Source organism: Streptomyces sp. NPDC048270 (assembly GCF_040652335.1).
Classification (GTDB): domain Bacteria; phylum Actinomycetota; class Actinomycetes; order Streptomycetales; family Streptomycetaceae; genus Streptomyces.
On record NZ_JBEZLV010000046.1, the window covers coordinates 3,370 to 19,480 of the forward strand.

The 16,111-nt window shown below is 69.1% G+C and carries 14 protein-coding genes and 1 pseudogene; 1 reads left to right on the forward strand and 14 read right to left on the reverse strand.

What is annotated here, in order from left to right; all coding sequences use genetic code 11:
- Positions 1-675: 675 nt before the first annotated feature.
- From AB0D66_RS29300 to AB0D66_RS29355, 12 genes and pseudogenes are all read right to left on the reverse strand, one after another.
- Complete coding sequence (locus tag AB0D66_RS29300; protein WP_362309899.1) at positions 676-1,215, reverse strand: phage tail protein; 540 nt, start codon at positions 1,213-1,215, stop codon at positions 676-678.
- A complete protein-coding gene (locus tag AB0D66_RS29305) occupies positions 1,212-3,170 on the reverse strand; it encodes a putative baseplate assembly protein (protein ID WP_362309902.1) in 1,959 nt (652 codons plus the stop codon). Before AB0D66_RS29305 ends, AB0D66_RS29300 begins: the two co-directional genes overlap by 4 nt.
- Positions 3,171-3,172: 2 nt before the next feature.
- Positions 3,173-3,604, reverse strand: coding sequence for a GPW/gp25 family protein (locus AB0D66_RS29310; RefSeq protein ID WP_362309905.1), 432 nt, complete (start codon positions 3,602-3,604; stop codon positions 3,173-3,175).
- Positions 3,605-3,624: 20 nt separating this feature from the next.
- Complete coding sequence (locus AB0D66_RS29315; protein ID WP_362309908.1) at positions 3,625-5,361, reverse strand: phage baseplate assembly protein V; 1,737 nt, start codon at positions 5,359-5,361, stop codon at positions 3,625-3,627.
- Between the two features lie 122 nt (positions 5,362-5,483).
- Positions 5,484-6,137: a hypothetical protein gene (locus tag AB0D66_RS29320; protein WP_362309911.1), complete on the reverse strand. Its 654-nt coding sequence runs from the start codon at positions 6,135-6,137 to the stop codon at positions 5,484-5,486.
- Positions 6,134-6,706, reverse strand: a complete 573-nt coding sequence (locus AB0D66_RS29325; protein ID WP_362309914.1) for a phage tail protein — start codon at positions 6,704-6,706, stop codon at positions 6,134-6,136. The genes AB0D66_RS29320 and AB0D66_RS29325 overlap by 4 nt, the downstream gene beginning before the upstream one ends.
- Before the next feature lie 37 nt (positions 6,707-6,743).
- On the reverse strand, positions 6,744-7,265 hold the full coding sequence (locus AB0D66_RS29330) for a phage tail protein (RefSeq protein ID WP_362309917.1): 522 nt from the start codon (positions 7,263-7,265) through the stop codon (positions 6,744-6,746).
- A 57-nt stretch (positions 7,266-7,322) separates the two neighbouring features.
- Positions 7,323-8,198, reverse strand: coding sequence for a hypothetical protein (locus AB0D66_RS29335; protein WP_362309919.1), 876 nt, complete (start codon positions 8,196-8,198; stop codon positions 7,323-7,325).
- Between the two features lie 2,395 nt (positions 8,199-10,593).
- Positions 10,594-10,815, reverse strand: a complete 222-nt coding sequence (locus tag AB0D66_RS29340; RefSeq protein WP_362309922.1) for a DUF6760 family protein — start codon at positions 10,813-10,815, stop codon at positions 10,594-10,596.
- Positions 10,761-11,129, reverse strand: a pseudogene (locus AB0D66_RS29345) (hypothetical protein); the annotation flags it as partial. The pseudogene AB0D66_RS29345 and the gene AB0D66_RS29340, both read right to left, overlap by 55 nt.
- Positions 11,130-11,155: 26 nt before the next feature.
- Positions 11,156-11,629, reverse strand: a complete 474-nt coding sequence (locus AB0D66_RS29350; protein WP_362309925.1) for a phage tail protein — start codon at positions 11,627-11,629, stop codon at positions 11,156-11,158.
- 20 nt (positions 11,630-11,649) lie between these two features.
- The gene (locus AB0D66_RS29355) at positions 11,650-13,230 is read right to left on the reverse strand and encodes a phage tail sheath subtilisin-like domain-containing protein (RefSeq protein ID WP_362309928.1); all 1,581 of its coding nucleotides are present in this window, start codon (positions 13,228-13,230) and stop codon (positions 11,650-11,652) included.
- A gap of 177 nt (positions 13,231-13,407) precedes the next feature.
- Between AB0D66_RS29355 and AB0D66_RS29360 the strand changes: the two genes are divergently transcribed.
- Complete coding sequence (locus tag AB0D66_RS29360; protein ID WP_362309931.1) at positions 13,408-14,022, forward strand: hypothetical protein; 615 nt, start codon at positions 13,408-13,410, stop codon at positions 14,020-14,022.
- 12 nt (positions 14,023-14,034) lie between these two features.
- Here AB0D66_RS29360 and AB0D66_RS29365 read toward each other — a convergent pair whose 3' ends face one another.
- The gene (locus AB0D66_RS29365) at positions 14,035-14,664 is read right to left on the reverse strand and encodes a response regulator transcription factor (protein WP_362309934.1); all 630 of its coding nucleotides are present in this window, start codon (positions 14,662-14,664) and stop codon (positions 14,035-14,037) included.
- A gap of 460 nt (positions 14,665-15,124) precedes the next feature.
- Complete coding sequence (locus AB0D66_RS29370) at positions 15,125-16,081, reverse strand: TerC family protein (RefSeq protein WP_362309936.1); 957 nt, start codon at positions 16,079-16,081, stop codon at positions 15,125-15,127.
- Positions 16,082-16,111 lie beyond the last annotated feature (30 nt).

Below are 16,111 nucleotides of genomic sequence, written 5' to 3' on the forward strand. Positions count from 1 at the left end.
CCAGGCCGGGGAGTCCGCTGAGGCCCGGGGGCCGCGGGGGTCCGCCCAGGCCCGGAGGCCCGTCCAGACCCGAGGGCCGGGGAGGTCCGTCCAGGCCGGGGAGTCCGCTGAGGCCCGGGGGCCGCGGGGGTCCGCCCAGGCCCGGAGGCCCGTCCAGACCCGAGGGCCGGGGAGGTCCGTCCAGGCCTGGGAGTCCGCTGAGGCCCGGGGGCCGCGGGGGTCCGCCCAGGCCCGGAGGTCCGCCCAGGCCCGGGAGTCCGCCCAGGCCCGGAGGTCCGCCCAGGCCCGGAGGTCCGCCCAGGCCCGGAGGTCCGCCCAGGCCCGGAGGTCCGCCCAGGCCCGGAGGTCCGCCCAGGCCCGGAGGCCGCGGAGGTCCGCCCAGGCCGCCCGGGCGGGGAGGTCCGCCCAGGCCGCCGGGCCGCATGCCGCCGCCGAAACCGGTCGGCACCTCCACCGGGCTGCCGGTGGCGGGAGGTGTGATCGCCCTCGACGCCCCCTGCACGATCCGGCGCAGCAACGGGACCTTCGGCTGCTCGGTCACGGCCTGGGCCTCGGCCCGGACGTCTTCCGAGATTTCCGGGATCGCCCGCTCTCCGGACCATTCGAGAAAGGCCCCGCAAGAACCACAGAAGTCTTCATTGTCCCGGTTCCGCCCGCCGCAGCGGCGACAGATCATCATCGGCGTACCACCTCCATGCGGTAGGGGACGTGCGCCGGCACGCACTCCCGCACCAGTGCTTCCAGGTCGATGGGGTCGCCGTCCTGTTCCCGTTCGACGGTGACCCGGACCACCGCGACCGACGGCAGGCCTTCCGGGAACGAGGTCTCGGGCGTGGGGGATGTGAAGACGCCGCCGGCGTCCCAGAGCTCGACCTGCCCGCCCGTGGCGAGTGCGATGCGTTCCCGCAGGCCTTCCACCGTGCCGCGCGTCCGGTGTCCCTGCACCGCGTGCGCGGTCGCCGCCCGCTTGCGGTCCAGTGGCCAGTCCTCGTTCAGCTGGGTGCCCATCCGGTCGGCCAGCCAGACCAGGAAGTCCTCCGGGGCTAGGCGTGGGTCGATGTAGGAGTCGAGGCAGTCCAGCGTGTTGATCACCGGTGCGATCACCTCGTCCCAGCCCGCAGTGAGCCGCACGCTGAACGGGTCGTCCTGGTACACCGAGGGCAGCAGCTGGACGAGCGAGTACGGGCTGCCCAGCCCCTCGATCGCGGCCCTCATCGGGCTTCGTCCACTCGGATGTGGTGGTCGTAGGAGATCACCAGGCTGTTCGAGGCCAGGTCGATGCGCCGGGTCTCTTGGCCGCGTTCACCGGTGACCGGGTTGGCGGCGAACAGCCGCACGTCGTCGACCAGGTCGACGCCGTCGACCCGTTGCAGCAGCGCGAAGATCTCCCCCACCTGCACGGGCCGTCCGAACGGCCAGCCCTGGCCCTGCGGGCCCCCACCGGGCAGCGGGTTCAGGAAGCGGTACAGCGCATCCTCCACGTCCCGGCGGACCCGGTCGGCCGTTGCCCGGTGATGGGCGGTGATCTTGGAGACGACGGTCACGCCCCGGTAGAGCGGCGGCTCGATCATGATCCGGGTGCCAACCAGGCGGACCTCATCCAGCCGCCGCGCCACCCGGTCCAGGGTCTCCTGTACGGGCACCAGGTGCTCCAGCCGGACCCGCTCGCCGGCCGGGGCCGTCGGAACCACGAGGAGTTTGACGCTGCCGTACTCGCTGCTGGGCAGGCACCGAATGCGGGCCAGCTCGGGGGCTGCCTCGTGCGCGAGGGTCTCGAAGTCCTCCGCCGTCACGGCCCGGTTGCTGCTGCGCAGGGTGAGCGGGCCGCGGGCCACCGCCTCGGCGAGCGTCTCCCCGTCGGCGCCGCCCCGGCCGGGCTGCCGGTTCTCCACCCCCGCGACGAACGGCAGCGAGGACATCAGCGACCGGACCGCGCGCGAGCCCACGTTGCCGCGCGCTCCGCCACCGACGGCGAAATTTCGTATGCGTACGGTGGCTCCGTCCGGAGCGACCGCGCCGTACTGGCGCAGGGTGCCGTCGGCCTCGCGGACCGCGGGCCCCAGGCACACCTCGCCCGCCACGGGGTCCAGGACGAAGTGCCGGTCCAGGGGGCCGCTCGCGGCGAAATCCTCGACCCGGGTCCACGTCTCCCAGATGTCCTTGCTCCCGCGTACCGCCGTCTCCAGGACGGGTTCCCCGTACGGGGCGAGCACTGGCCGCCGGGATATGGCGAACCGCTGGCCGGGAACGCCTTCCGCGTCGTCGAGAACCTCCCCGTCGATGATCTCCACGTTGGTCGCCGTGACCGTCGCTCCCACGGTGGAGGTGTTCAGCCCGTGCACCACCGGACTCGCCGTGTAGCCGGGCCGCCCGTCGTCGGGTTCGAGGATGCGAGCGCGCAGCCAGCCCGCGCCGTGTCCGGCCAGTACCACCGAGCGGTGGTCCTCCGGTACGTGCACGACCACCCGGCCCGAGCGGTTCAGGCCGCCCGTCTCGTCCAGCGACACATCACACGGAGACCAAACCGCGCCGTCCCACGCCTCCCAGGCCAGCGGTGGGGCCTCCGGGTCCACGCCGACGCCGTCGATGCGCCCGTTGAACTCGACGCGCACCGCGCAGCCCGGCACCGCGTTCTCCAGCCCGAGGAGTAGCGCGTCCCCGGCCCGCGGCGTGGAGCTGAAGGCAGGAAAGGGGGCCCTCACACCATGGCTGCCGTATTCGACGGCGTCCGGTAGGCCGTCGTTGCCGGCGGCCATCCGCATCACGTGTACCAGCGGACCCGGCACCATCGTGACGTCCGCGTCCGTGCAGAAGCTGATGGCCTCCTCCGTCTCGGTGCGCAGGGTCGCCACCCGGGTCCCCTTGCGGACCACGAGCGGGGCTTCCGTCACCGGGGCCGTCGACCAGAAGGTCACCGGGGTCCGGGCAGCGGCCGGCGGCAGCATGTGCAGCCCGATGAGGTCGAGGAACTTGACGTAGAGCCGGTCCGGTACCTGGTTCAGCCGGTAGAGGATCTGGTCGGTCATCATCGCGAACGCTTCGACGAGGGTGACGCCGGGGTCCGACGGGTTGTGGTCGGTCCACTCTGGGCAACGGCGGGCGATCAGCCGGAGCGCCTCTTCCATGAGGTCCTGGAAGCGCCGGTCGTCGAGGTCGGGGGTGGGAAGCACGCCTACTGCGCTCCTGCATCAGGGTCGGCCGGAGCGGTGTCGTCGTCCGGGAGAGAATAGAAGGGGAAGACCATGTTCCGGGGGTCGTTCCCGTCCTTGGTGCGATAAGTGATCAGGATGTTCACCAGGCTGGGTTTGTACGGATCGGGTTGCACGTCGACCGCCTCGACGGCAACGCGGGGCTCGCAGGCCGTGAGCGAAGAGGTGACCTCACGGCTCAGTTCGTCGAGCGTGTCCGGGTCGGTGCCAGCGAACACGAAATCACGCAGCCGGGAACCGAACCCCGGCCGCATTCGGCGCTCCCCGGGGTAGGTGGTGAGCACCAGCCGCATGGATTGTTCGAGGAGGGAGCTCCCGGCGACCGTGCGGATGCCGCCGTTGGCACCCGCACCTAGGGGGAAGGCCCAGCCCTTGCCGATGAAGTCGTTGCCCATGACAGCCGTTCTCCTTGGACTTAGTTCAGCTCGATCTTGGAGCCCTTGATGGCGACGGTGCCGGAGCTCTCGATGCTGATGGACGTCTGGGCGCGCATGCTGAGGGTGGAGCCGCCATCGATGTTGACGTGGCCGCCGGCCCCGGCGGTGATGTCCACCGTTCCGCCGTCGCCGCAGTCGATGTGGATGCCGCCGGCGGCCGTCTGGCTGTTCGGAGGCTGCGGCCGGCAGGTTAGCGTCACCGTTCCGGCCACCTGGTCGATGGCCAGGCCGAGGCTGGCGTCCCCGGTACCCAGGACGATCGCCGAGGCCGTCGGCGGCTGGTCCGGCGCGGGCGGCAGCTTGTCGTGGAAGGCGAGCATGTTCCCGGACGGCGAGACGATTCCCCGCCGGACCACCTCCGCCGTACGGCCGGTCGCTTCCACCGCGGGCCCGCCCGGGGAGTACGTGCTGGAGTTGCTGAGCACGCCGCCGACGACATACGGCCGCCGCGGATCGCCGAGTTCGAACCCGAGCAGCACCTGGTCGCCGACCTCGGGCAGCATCAGCCCGCCCGCCCGGCGGCCGCCCGCCATCTGGACAACCGGGGCCCAGTCGGTCTCGTGGTCGGGGGCCAGCCAGGGCAGGACCGCCTTGACCCGTCCCTTGCCGACCGGATCGTTGACGTCCGTCACCACCCCGCACACCATGCCCTGTACACGTGGTGCGGTGTGCAGGCCGCCCGAGCCCGCCGCCAGCCCGAGGAGCGTGCGGTCCTCGTGGTTCCCAAGCTGCATCTGGGTGCGGTAGCCGCCGTCCAGCAGGTCGAAGACGTGCTTGGCCGCCACCACGGTCCATTCGCCCGAGAACGGTTCGGGGGCCCCGGTCACCCGGACACCCGAGCCCGTCTGGATCCGTGGATCACCCCAGGCGACGCCCTGCGCCTCGGCGAAGCTTCCCGCCAACCGCCCGGCGGGCCCCTGGAGGGCTTCGCCGGATGCGGCACCGATGGCCGCACCTGAGGCGGGCAGGGTGCTGGTGAGGATCCGGGCGTCGGTGGTGGGGGCGGGACCCAGGGCAGGGTCTCCGGCCGCGGGAACCGGTGGTCGTCCGACCCCCGCCACCCCGCGGAGGGCCCCGGAGAGTGTGGCCCCGGTGAGGTCGACGCCGTTGCCTTCCGTGTCCGCCTGTGTCGAGACGGCCCGGACCTCCAGGGGGTCCCAGACCCGCATCTCCACTTGGGGTGCCATGTTGCCGGCGGTCACCCGGGGACGGAAGGTCCGCAGGTTGCGCTGCAGTTCGAGGAGCACGGGCGCACTGGTCGGCGTGGCGGCGGGCCGGAAGAAGAAGCCGTCCTCACCGACCCCGAACTCGTACCCGATCTCACGGCAGCGCCAGGTGAGAAACTCCCAGTCGGTCTGGTTCATCTGACCGAGATGGACGTGGGACGTCCGGGTCGCCTGGATCCGGCCGATGGACAGCCCCGCCTCCTGCGCGATCTGCCGCGCGATGTCGGAGTCGGTCATGTTGACGAACGTGCGTACCTGTGAGTTGCGCTGGAGGCGGTGGCTGGGGTCGTAGGCGCGAACGACGGTGATCACAGAGAGATCGAAGAAGTCTCCCTCGATGGCTGTGACCTCACCGGATCCGACGAGGGCGGCAGGACCGTCTTGGCTCTCCTGAGTCCACACCTCGATCGTGCTGCCGAAGGTGATTCCCGCCGCAGCGAGGACATCCGCCCGGTCGTCACGGAAGGTGATCTCTACCATCGCGGGCATGTTGACACGGCTGTCCACCACGGCACGCAAAACCTGCCGCTGGACGTCATCGCCCAGGATCTGAGCGGTGGCCCTTCCCGCGCGGATACATGCCAGGGGCTGAGAAAGTGATAGGGGCGTGGTCATCCGGCCACCCCCATCCCTTGGATGCTGGCCCGCGTGAGATCGCCCATAGCCCCCAGGGGCTTATTCGCTCCGCCGGGGCTCCCGAGCCCGGAATCCGGGCGCAGGGACGGCAGCGCAGTGGATCCGACCAACGGCCCGGCCTGGCCGTCATGAGACGCTGCTTCTTCGTCGTACACATGCAGTGTCAGGTTGCGGATTTCCACCCTGATGGGCTGTCCCGTGGAGGTAAAACGCGTGTACGTGCAGTCGAACCGCATCAGCTCAGCCTCGTAGAGGAACCCTGACCCGGCAGACCCCCACTGGAACTGCAGCCGCTCTCGCTGGGGCTTTCCGTCCTGCTGCGGCTGGGACGGCTTCACCCATTTCATGAGGCGGGCGACATTGGTCTGGCACTGGCTTCCGGTGAAGGTGAGAGTGGACAGGATGAGCCGGGTCGATCCACGGGTGGCCAGACCGCTCAGCACACTGCGGTCGTCCGGCTCCTTCTTCCCGATGGGGTCGGAGAACCCTTCGGCGTTGTGAGAGATACTGATCTCTGTTGGGTTGTACTGGAAGTCAATTCTTCCGGAAGGTCCGGTCAGTACCGCCTTGGTCACGGGACGGGTGATCGAATTGGTCGCCCCTTGCGCGAGTGCTTGTCCGCCGCTCATTCCAGGAACCCCCTGTGCTCGAAAGAGATCTTCTCAGTGGCCACCGAGTTGCTCTGGGCGTTCAGTTCGGGGCCTGTCCACTCCTTTGGTAGAGCGTCTTTCAATACCCATCTGGTCACGACACGACCCTGGTAGTCGAACAGTCGGATTGTCACGTTCTGGCCCGTGTACTGGTGCCCGCCGTCGTACTCGTGACCCGTCCAGCTCGCTGCCACCTGGGAAAGCCATGCCTGGACTTTGGGGGAGTCCTCCTGGGTCATAATGCGTTCGAGAGTGACAGCGCTGAACTTCAACCGGTCAGGTAGTAGCTCATGGTCGAAGTATTCGCCGCCTTCGGCGATCTCCTTGGACGTGAACTGCACTTGAAGGCCGCGGCAGCTGGACCACATCCCGAGGTCCGTCTCCCACTCGTCCAGAGCCACGTGGAACCGCATGGCCAGGCCGGCGCGCGGGTAGTCGCCGGGGGTGCGGGCCTGGCGTGGGTCGAGCATGGTGCCCATCAGGTTGGGCAGCGCGGTCGTTGCCTGTCCCGGGTGCGTCCCGAGCATGCCCGGCAGCTTCTGAGTCATCTGGGCTCCTTGGCGTGAAGCATGAGGGAATGAACCCTCAGTACATGTGGGGCAGTTGAGGGCCGGGATTTCCAGGTGCGAAGTCGTCGTTCAGGAAACCGGTGTGGACCAGCTCCAGCGTCTCCATCGCCACCTTTCCTTGGGCGGCATTGAATTCTCCGATGCCCCAGGCGGCGGGGAAGAATTCACGGATCTCCCAGGTGACCGTACGAACGCCGAGCCAGTTCACGAGGGAAACGGCCCCGGTCAGCGGCACGTTCCGGACCGAGGTTTCCGTCAGCCATTCCTGGACCACCTGGGAATCTGCGCATGCGGCCCGGGACAGTTTGATCTTCTGGTACTTCGGGACCCCGGGAAAGACCAGTGGATGGTTCCAGTTGTCACCCGTGCGGTATTCGCAGGTCTGCCAGGTCACGTTGAGACCTGACGCGCTGGCCCAGTCGCCCAGTTCGTACTGGCAGCGGTCGATGGCCACCGTGAAGCTGTGCGCCATGTTCACGGAGCCGAAGAAGGCGTCGGAGCCCTTACTGAAGTTCCTGACCGCCTGGTTGACCTTCATGACTGTCCTTTCCCGAAGACCGGTCCGAGCCGGGCGAAACCATTGCCTGAGTGGGTGTCAAGTGCGAGGGGCAAGCAGGCCGTGCCGTTCGCGGTCCACTACGAGTTCCCGCCGGATGTGCGCGAGGATGCGCTCATGGAGCCGCCCGGCCAAGGCGTCGAGGAAGGCCGGATTGTCGAGGTACGCGTGGAGACTCCTCCGGTCCGCCAGCATGTCTAGCAGCGCCGCCCACTCCGGTGTCCGATCCAAGGGAATTCCCGCCCGGCTCGCCTCGCCGCCGGGCGGGAAGCCGCCCGGGCCGAATGCGAAGCCACCGCCCGGGCCGTCCGCGCCCCCGCCGACGGAGAACGTCACCTCGCCCGGACCGTGCGGCGACGCACCGGCGGAGTCGCCCCCGATCGGCCCGTACGGCGGAGCCGTCGATGCTTGGGGAGAGGCGACGTTGCCAGCGCTGTCGGACAGGAGAGGGGCGGCCGGGGAGGATCCCGGCGTGGCCGGCCGCGCCTGCCCGTGCATGTGCACGTGGTGGAGCGTCGGTGCACCGCCGAACCACTGCAGTCCCGCCCGTGCCTGCGCGCTCAGCGCAGCACCGGCGGGTGCCGTGACAGGGACCGTGAGGTCGCTGCCGACCGCGGTCCGCTGGACGGCAAGGGCCATCTCCTCTGCCGAGACGAGCTCCCCTAGCCTTTCGTCTGCGGGGCCTGTGGCACCTGGCAGGAGCGTTTCCTCATCGGGTATGGCAACGCCTTTCGCGGGGGTGCCCTGGAAGAGCGAGGCTACGTACTGGGGGACGGCGTACAGGGCTCCCCGGGAGTGGTACGCCCGATTTTCGGTCCGGGGCGTCGCGTCCGACGTGGGCAGCGACTGGGAGGAGTGCACGAGGCGCAGCGGGGGTACATCTGGTGCCCCGTTCTGGGCGTCGGCCGTCGTCATTCCGTGCGGAGAACGGCCCTCGTCGTCCGCGTAGGCGGGGGTTCCGCCGGTTTCCGGCCCTGCCTCTGCGGCAGCGAAGAAGGGGGCCGGGAAACCGGACGGCTGGGCGGACTCCGCGGGCTCTACAGGGAACACGGGTGCCAGGGGGGACGTCGCTATGCGGGGGCGTAGGAGGCCACCTGTCGCCGGAGGCAAGGAGACGCCTGCCACGGCGAAAGGCCGGTCGGCCCCTGGCACCTCTGCCGCGAGGTGCGACAGAGCCCTGGGGGCCCGGGACTCAGGCATCAGGACCCTGCCTGCGGTATCGCGCCGCCGGTGCACCAGGAGCGGCACGGCGGCGTGGAACGGCAGGGCGGACTGCGGGGCTCCGTGGAAGATCGCGGGAAGACTGAGTCGGGCCGGAGGCATGCCTGAGCGTTCGACGGCGCCGTCGTACGGCATCGGATGTACTGCGGAGCCTGCCGAGGGAGCCGGTGCGGGCCAGTCGGTCGGCGTCGGAGCCGATGGCCCGGTCGGCGGCTTTCGGTCGGCAACGTCCGATGAGAGGGAGAGGGCGACCGCTTCCGCATCGGTCGGAGTGGACGGCTCCCGGGTGCCCGGGGCCGCCCGGTCCGGTGGCACCGGCGCTTCTCCGGACTCGGAGGCCGACTCCGCCGACGGAGGGACGACGGAGGGCTCCGATGCCGGATGGGGTCCGTCACTCGTGCGCGGGTTGGTGCCGGTCGGCTCCGGAGCCGACCGCCGTACCGCGCGCACCACGGCATCCGCACCGATCGCCGCGTCCGGGACCGCACCGTCCAGGTTCTCGGCGGCGCGGCGGGCGGCCGGGGGGTGCACGAGTTCCGGGAAGTGCCCGGGGGTTTCCGTGGCTGCGCCGGGACCCGAGGTCGGAAGGGCCGGGCTCACGGCGTCCCGCTCCGGCTGCGGGGCGGGACGCCGGCTGTCGGAGGGGCCGGTGACGGCTTCGGTTGTCCCGACGGCTGAGGTGGCCGGCATGTCGATGTCGGGCAGGGGTCCGGCTTCCAGCTCCGTGAGGTCGGGACGAGGGAGGCGGAGCGGGGCGCCGGGTGTGTCGCCCTCCGTCGGAGTCTCGGACTCCGTCGCGGAAGAGGCAGTGGCGGCTTGTTTCGGGGTACGGGCACTCGCCAGGGGAGGGGCAGGCGCGGGAGACTCCTGGGCCCCCGTGCTCGGCCCCCGCGCGAGGTGGGCCTTGACATGCCGCGAGCGTCCCGACTGCCGGAGACTCCACTCGGCTTCCCAGCCCTGAGGGGCAGCAGCCGTCTGGGGGACGGCAGCGGTGACCATGTCCTCCAGGACGGCAATCTGCTCGCCGTCGTCGGGAGAGGCACCTACGGAGGGATCCTCCGGCCCCGGGCCGGAATCCGGGTACGGCGCCGCGACGGTCGGGAGCGGCCGGTCGCCGGTGGGCGGCTCCGGGACACTGGCCGGGCCGGGGGGCGGGCCTATGAGCCCGGAATCCGGGGTCGGGGGCTGGGTGTCGTCCGCCGGCGCAGCGCCGTCGGCGGGCTGCCGCACGGAACGGCCGGGGTGCCGCTGGGACCGCTGGACAAGGGTGCGCCGCCGAGATTCCGCGAGGCTCGCACGGGGGGAGCCGGGCGGTGCCTGGACGGTGGACTGGGCAAGCACCGGCTGTGGGGCCGGAGGAACTTGCACCTTGGGAGCGTCGTTGCCTTCCTGGACTGCCAGGACGTAGTGCGGCGATTGGGCGGCGGCCCGGAGCCGGTCGGCCACCCCCGGGGGCCGGTACGGATCGAGCGCTATGTCGAACTGCGAGCGGGCCGGGGGCGGGGTAACCGGCCGGGGTTCCCCCACGTACTCATCAGAGGCGCGGGTGAGCGACGGTGTTGTCGCCGAAGGGTCGTCCCGCCGGTCGTTCGTGTCCATGGCCGTGTGTGTGACCACGGGCACCCGGCGGCGAAGCTCCGGGATGACAGGAGCATCCTCCGCCGCCGGGGCCGGTGCGGTGTCGGCTGCACCGACCCCGACAATGGCGGTTCCCGCTGCCTCCCGCGATACCCACGGGCGGGGCGGGGAAGCGGGGGCCACCGGGATTTCCGTGGCGGTGATGAGAGGGGAGACGAGCGAGTCCACCCGGCCCCGGGGCGCGGCTCCGCGCCGGGGCGCAGCGGGTGCCCGGTGGACCAGGGACCGTGTGCCGGCCTGTGCGGTGGCTGCCCGGCCCATCGCCGCGACGGTCCAGGGGGTGATCCGGACCGTGGTGCGCAGAACGGGCAGCCTCCGCCATGACGAAGACCCTTGACGAGGTACCGGAGCGGATTCCGCCGTCCCGACCGTGCGTACCCGGCGGACCCAGGTCCGCGCGGACTTCCACGACCACCGCATGGTCGCCTCCTTTCAAGGGCTCAGACGGACGTCATTCGTTCTGTCCGTCTGCTGCCGAGATCTTTTTGTTGATCCGGCCGATCTCCTCGATCACCCGCTGGCGTGCGGGATGCTCCAGGTCGAGGACGGAGTCGGCGGACCAGTGCAGGTAGTAAGCGACGTAGACGACCTCCTCCCAGAGACGGTCGGCCGAGTACGTCAGGATTCCCCCGGGGCCTCCCCGGCGACATCGACGAGGAAGGAGTGGGCGCACGACGGGCAGTTGACCTCGGCGTCCGTCCGTCCTTCCTGGTTGATCCGCCGGTACAGGTCCTGGAGGAACGCCAGGTCCGAAGCGAACAGGTTCTCGATCGTTTCGGAGCCGACATCCGTCACGGAGCCCAGCCTGGTGACGGTCCGGCTCAGCAGCAGGACCGTCAGATAAGCGGGGTTCTGCTGGACCTTCGGATCGACCTGCGGGGCGATCTCGTCCCGGGCCGTGGCCAGCCGCATGAGTCCGTTGCGGTGCACACGGCCTTCGGCGTCGACGTACCCGCGGGGAAGGACGAACGGGTATTCGGTCTTCATGTTCTTCCCTGTGACCTCTGAGTTCATCACGTCGGCGTCGTCGTGACTCGCTCGCAGGTGAAGGTGACGGTCTCGAGCACGATCTCGGAGGTACCGGCCTTGAGGTTGCCCACCTCGACCTTGCTCGGCCAGGCTCCCCACAGCCAGTACTTGGCCAGGACCGGCCGCTCGGCACCCACCGACTCGGGATGGCCCAGGATTGACAGGGTCCCGGACATGCGTGCCGCGCCCACGGCGGCTCGGGCCATCTCGTGCCAGGCGAAGAGCGCTCCGGAGCCGTCGACACCGCGCTTGAGCGTGACGGTCGGGGGCTTCACCTTGCCGAACTGCTTGGTGAGGACGGGTTCACCCGTCTTCGAGTCGGCCGCGATGTACTCGACCGGCTCGATCTCGCTCGTGATGCCGGAAAGCTCCGAAAAATAGGATGCCATTCCTGCTGAATCGAACGAGACCATGAAGGCCGCCGCTGAAAGTGCGACGGGTGCTCCGTTGTCTGCCATGTTGATCTATTCCTTTCGAACTACTCGTCGAGCGAGGAACCCTGGGCGTACTGAGAGAGTCGGAACACGACGAACTCGGCCGGCTTGACGGGGGCGATGCCGATATCGATCGTCAGGATTCCCGCGTCGCGGTTCTCTGGGGGGTTGTTCTCCTCGTCGCATCGGACGTAGAAGGCCTCGGCGGGGCTACGGCCGAACAGGGCGCCGCTCCGCCAGACCCGGGTCAGGAACGCGACGATGGTGCGCCGGACCCCTTCCCACAGGTACGGGTCGTTCGGCTCGAACACCACCCAGTTGGTGCCGTCGAGAATGGACTTCTCGACGTAGTTGAAGAGACGCCGCACGTTGAGGTAGCGCCACTCGGCGTCGCTGGAGAGCGTGCGCGCACCCCAGACCCGGACGCCCTGCCCCGGGAAGACACGCAGACAGTTGACGCCGATCGGGTTGAGGGTCGCTTGCTCGCCCTTGGTGACGGCCAGGGCGGGGGAGAGGACCCCCCGCATGACCTCGTTGGCCGGAGCCTTGTGGACGCCGCGGGTGTCGTCGTTACGGGCCCAGACACCGGCGATGTGGCCGCTCGGCGGGATGAACTCGGCCTTCTTCTCGGCCGGGTTCATGACCTTGACCCACGGCCAGTACAGACCGGCGTACTTGGAGTCGAACGCCGAGTACTCCTGGCGCCATTCACGGACCTGCTGCGCGTTGAGGTCCGGGAGGGGGTCGATGATCGCGACCCGGTCACCCATCAGCTCACAGTGCGCGATCAGCTCCAGCTGGACGGCCTTGACGCCTTCCGCGTCGATGGCGCCCTGCTGGTAGGCGGCCATGAGGTCCGGCACGGCGACCATGGTGATGTCGTCGAGGGCTTCGAGGCCGGACAGGCCGGTGCGGGACGCCGTGTCACCGATGTACAGACCGGGCGAGACGTCGGCCTGCTCCGCGACCGCGGGTGCGTTCGCAGGGCGGGCCGGGGCGAGGGACGCCTTCGCGCCCTTCGCCGGGCGGGCCAGGACGGCGCCCTTGATCTCCTCGACCGTGATCAGCGTGGACTGCTTGACCGCGGTGAGGACGTTAGCCGGGCCCTTCTTGGTGGAGACGTTGTCATAGACCTCCTCCACCTTGCCGTCACGGCGCACGACGAGCTTGAAGACGTCGTCGCCCCCATCGGTCGCGTCCTCGACCTCGACGGTGACGGGCCCGCCGGTGCTCGAGGTGCCGGCCGGGCTCAGTCCGACGGTCAACGACGGCCGCGAGCCGTTGTGCCCGGCGAGGTCGGCGCGTACCGGAGCGGACGCCTCCAGGGTTGCCGGGGCTTCCTGGGCGGCGGTACCCGGCGTTCCTGGTCCGAGGCTCACGATGTACGCGTTGCCGCCGCCGTTGAGGAAGTAACCGTAGACGGCTTGAGGAAGGTAAGCGCCGGGGACGAACTCACCGAAGACGGTGGTGTATTGGGTCCAGCTGGTCACCAGTACGGCTTCGTTGAAAGGCCCCTTGTCGGTGAAGCCGACGAAGGCCGCCGTTGCGGTGCCGACTCCCTGGATTGGCTTGATCCCCGAGGATGTCTCCTCGACATAGACACCCGGGGTCAGATAATTGGGCACGCTTTCCTCGCTTTCCTGTACGGCATATCAGATATTTCACGATCGGTCGGTGGTGTGACAGCGGCGGGGAGCCAGCCGTTCATGCACAGTCCGCTGCCTCAAAGGGAACGGAGGGATGGCGCCTCGGCCTGCCCTTTCGAAGGTTGGTCCGCGAGGGCCTGTGGCGACGATGGACGGATGATGGATGCCGTCACCTTCTCGCTGGAATCCTGGCTGCGGCGTTGCCTGCCGATGGCCGACCTTCGTTTCGACTCTCCTGCCGCCGGATTCCCCGACAGCGGCGGGGGGAGCGCGCTCCGGGCTTTCCTCTACGACGTCCGGGAAGAGGAGTTCAGCCGCGCCGGCAGCATGCTCGTGCGGGACGCCTCCCACAAGGTCGTGGCACGCATGCGACCGTCGGGCCTCTTCCAGTACTCCTATCAACTGACCGCGTCGGCGACTGACTGGCGGGAGTGCTACGGACTCCTCGGCGAGGTCATGCGGGCCGCTGCCGTGTCCTCCGCCGTACCGGACGAGCTCCTGCACCCGTCGCTTACCGGATTCCGCTCCGGTGCCGTACGTCTGATGGTGGCGCCCTCCGACCCCGTTCCCATCCCCTGGAGCGGCGCGCAGGTCCCGGTGTCGCCGGTGCTGCACCTCGTCGTGATCGCCCCGATGCCGTTCGACGCGGACGAGGATCTGGAGCAGGCACCCGACCGGATCGACATCGGGATGGGGCTGGGCCCCGCGCCCTCCGACGGGAACGCTCCGAGGCGTTCGGTCGTACGGCCCCGCGGCCGGATCGAGGAGTAGTGGCTCCATCTGTCAGATGAGGCCCTCGCGGATGGCGTAGGCCACCGCGTGGGACCGGTTGCGGAGGTGGAACCGGTGGGTCACATCGTGCAGGACGTTCTTCACGGTCCGCTCCGAGTACGAGAGCGACTCCGCGATCTCCCGGGTGTCCATGCCGTCCGCGACCAGCTTCAGCACCTCGCCCTCGCGGTCGGTCAGGCCGTTGAAGCGCAGACCGCGCGGAGCGAGGACCTGACGCTGCACCTGGGACACCTGCTTGAGAAGTCGGCCGAGCAGGTCGGGGGGAACGACACCGGCACCGCGTTGCACCGACGTGATGACCTGCACCAGCCGGTCCGCCGTGGCCTCCCGCCGACGCACGAGCCCGGCGACCCCGGCCTCCACCGCGACCATGAGGCCGGCGTCGTCGAGTTCGGAGACCACCACGACGGCCTGCTGCAGACCCTTCCCGCGGACGGTGCGCAGCAGACGGAGGGCGTCTTCGTCCATTTCGTCGGAGACGATCAGTGCGACGGTCTTCGGTGTGAGCTGGTGCTCCTCGGTGATCCAGATCTCGCCCCGGGACTTCAGAGCCGCCACGATCCCCGCCTCGGAGATCGGGTCGGACGTCTTGACGTGGACGAATATGCGTTCGGCTGACATTGGCGCCCCTCTGGTGACTTCCAAGGTCGCAGCATCCGTGCGCCTGTCATTTGGAGGTCGTGGTTGGTTTTGCCCTAACAGCCTCCCTCCCGGCGACACGTCAAGACCATGGCCGCTGTCGGGGACTTCATGTACCGAACCGGTGTTACTTCTCCGTACTTAGGCCCTATTTGAGGAAAACTTGAGAGATATGAGGAGTAACCCACTTAATGCGGAAACCTGCCGGTGGTCTCTTCGGTTGCCCACGAGGGAGGACCGGGAGGGCGGCTCGAAGGGCCAAGACACTAGGGGGCGTCCCGGCGCCCTTTCGGGCCTCCGGCCGGTCAGCGCCGCGCCCGGGCCCTCTTCAGTAGACGTGCCGCGCCCGTGGTGCACGAGCCCGCCAAGAGCAGGCAGGCAAGCCCCCACACGCGGAACTCCGCATCCGCCTGCAGCGCCTCCAGGACACGTTCGATACCAGTCATGCGGCGGTCCGATCGTGCTTCTTCGAGGCGATCAGGCTGGTGATCGTGGTGATCACCAGGACACCGCAGATGACCCCCAGGGAGACCGGGATGGAGATCTGCGGGACGTGCAGGCCCGACTCGTGCAGGGCGTGCAGGACGAGCTTGACGCCGATGAAGCCGAGGATGACGGAGAGGCCGTAGCTGAGGTGGACCAGCTTCTTGAGCAGGCCGCCGATGAGGAAGTACAGCTGGCGCAGGCCCATCAGCGCGAAGGCGTTCGCGGTGAAGACGATGTACGGGTCCTGGGTGAGTCCGAAGATCGCGGGGATCGAGTCCAGGGCGAACAGCACGTCGGTGGTGCCGATGGCGAGCATGACGACCATCAGCGGGGTCAGGACGCGCTTGCCGTTGTTCTGGATGAAGAGCTTGGTGCCGTGGTAGCGGTCGGCGACGCCGAACTTCTTCTCGATGGACTTCAGGAGGCGGTTCTCCTCGAACTCCTCGTCCTCCTCGTCCTTGCGCGCTTCCTGGATCAGCTTCCACGCGGTGTAGATGAGGAAGGCGCCGAAGATGTAGAAGACCCACGAGAAGTTGGTGATGATCGCGGCGCCGGCGGCGATGAAGATGGCGCGCAGGACGAGGGCGATCAGCACGCCGATCAGCAGCACGCGTTGCTGGAGCTGTGAGGGGACCGCGAACTTCGCCATGATCAGGACGAAGACGAAGAGGTTGTCCACGCTCAGGGACTTCTCGGTGATGAAACCGGCGAAGAACTCCTGCGAGGCCTGGCCGTGCCCGAACACCAGCAGGCCGAGACCGAAGAGCACGGCGAGGACGATCCAGACGACCGTCCAGATGCCCGCTTCCTTCATGGAGACATCGTGTGGCTTGCGGCCGATGAAGAAATCGGCGCCGATGAGGATACCCAGACCGAGAATGGTCAGCACCCAGAGGGTCGACGAAACTTCCACTGCGTTGATCACTCCACTCACCGGGGCGCC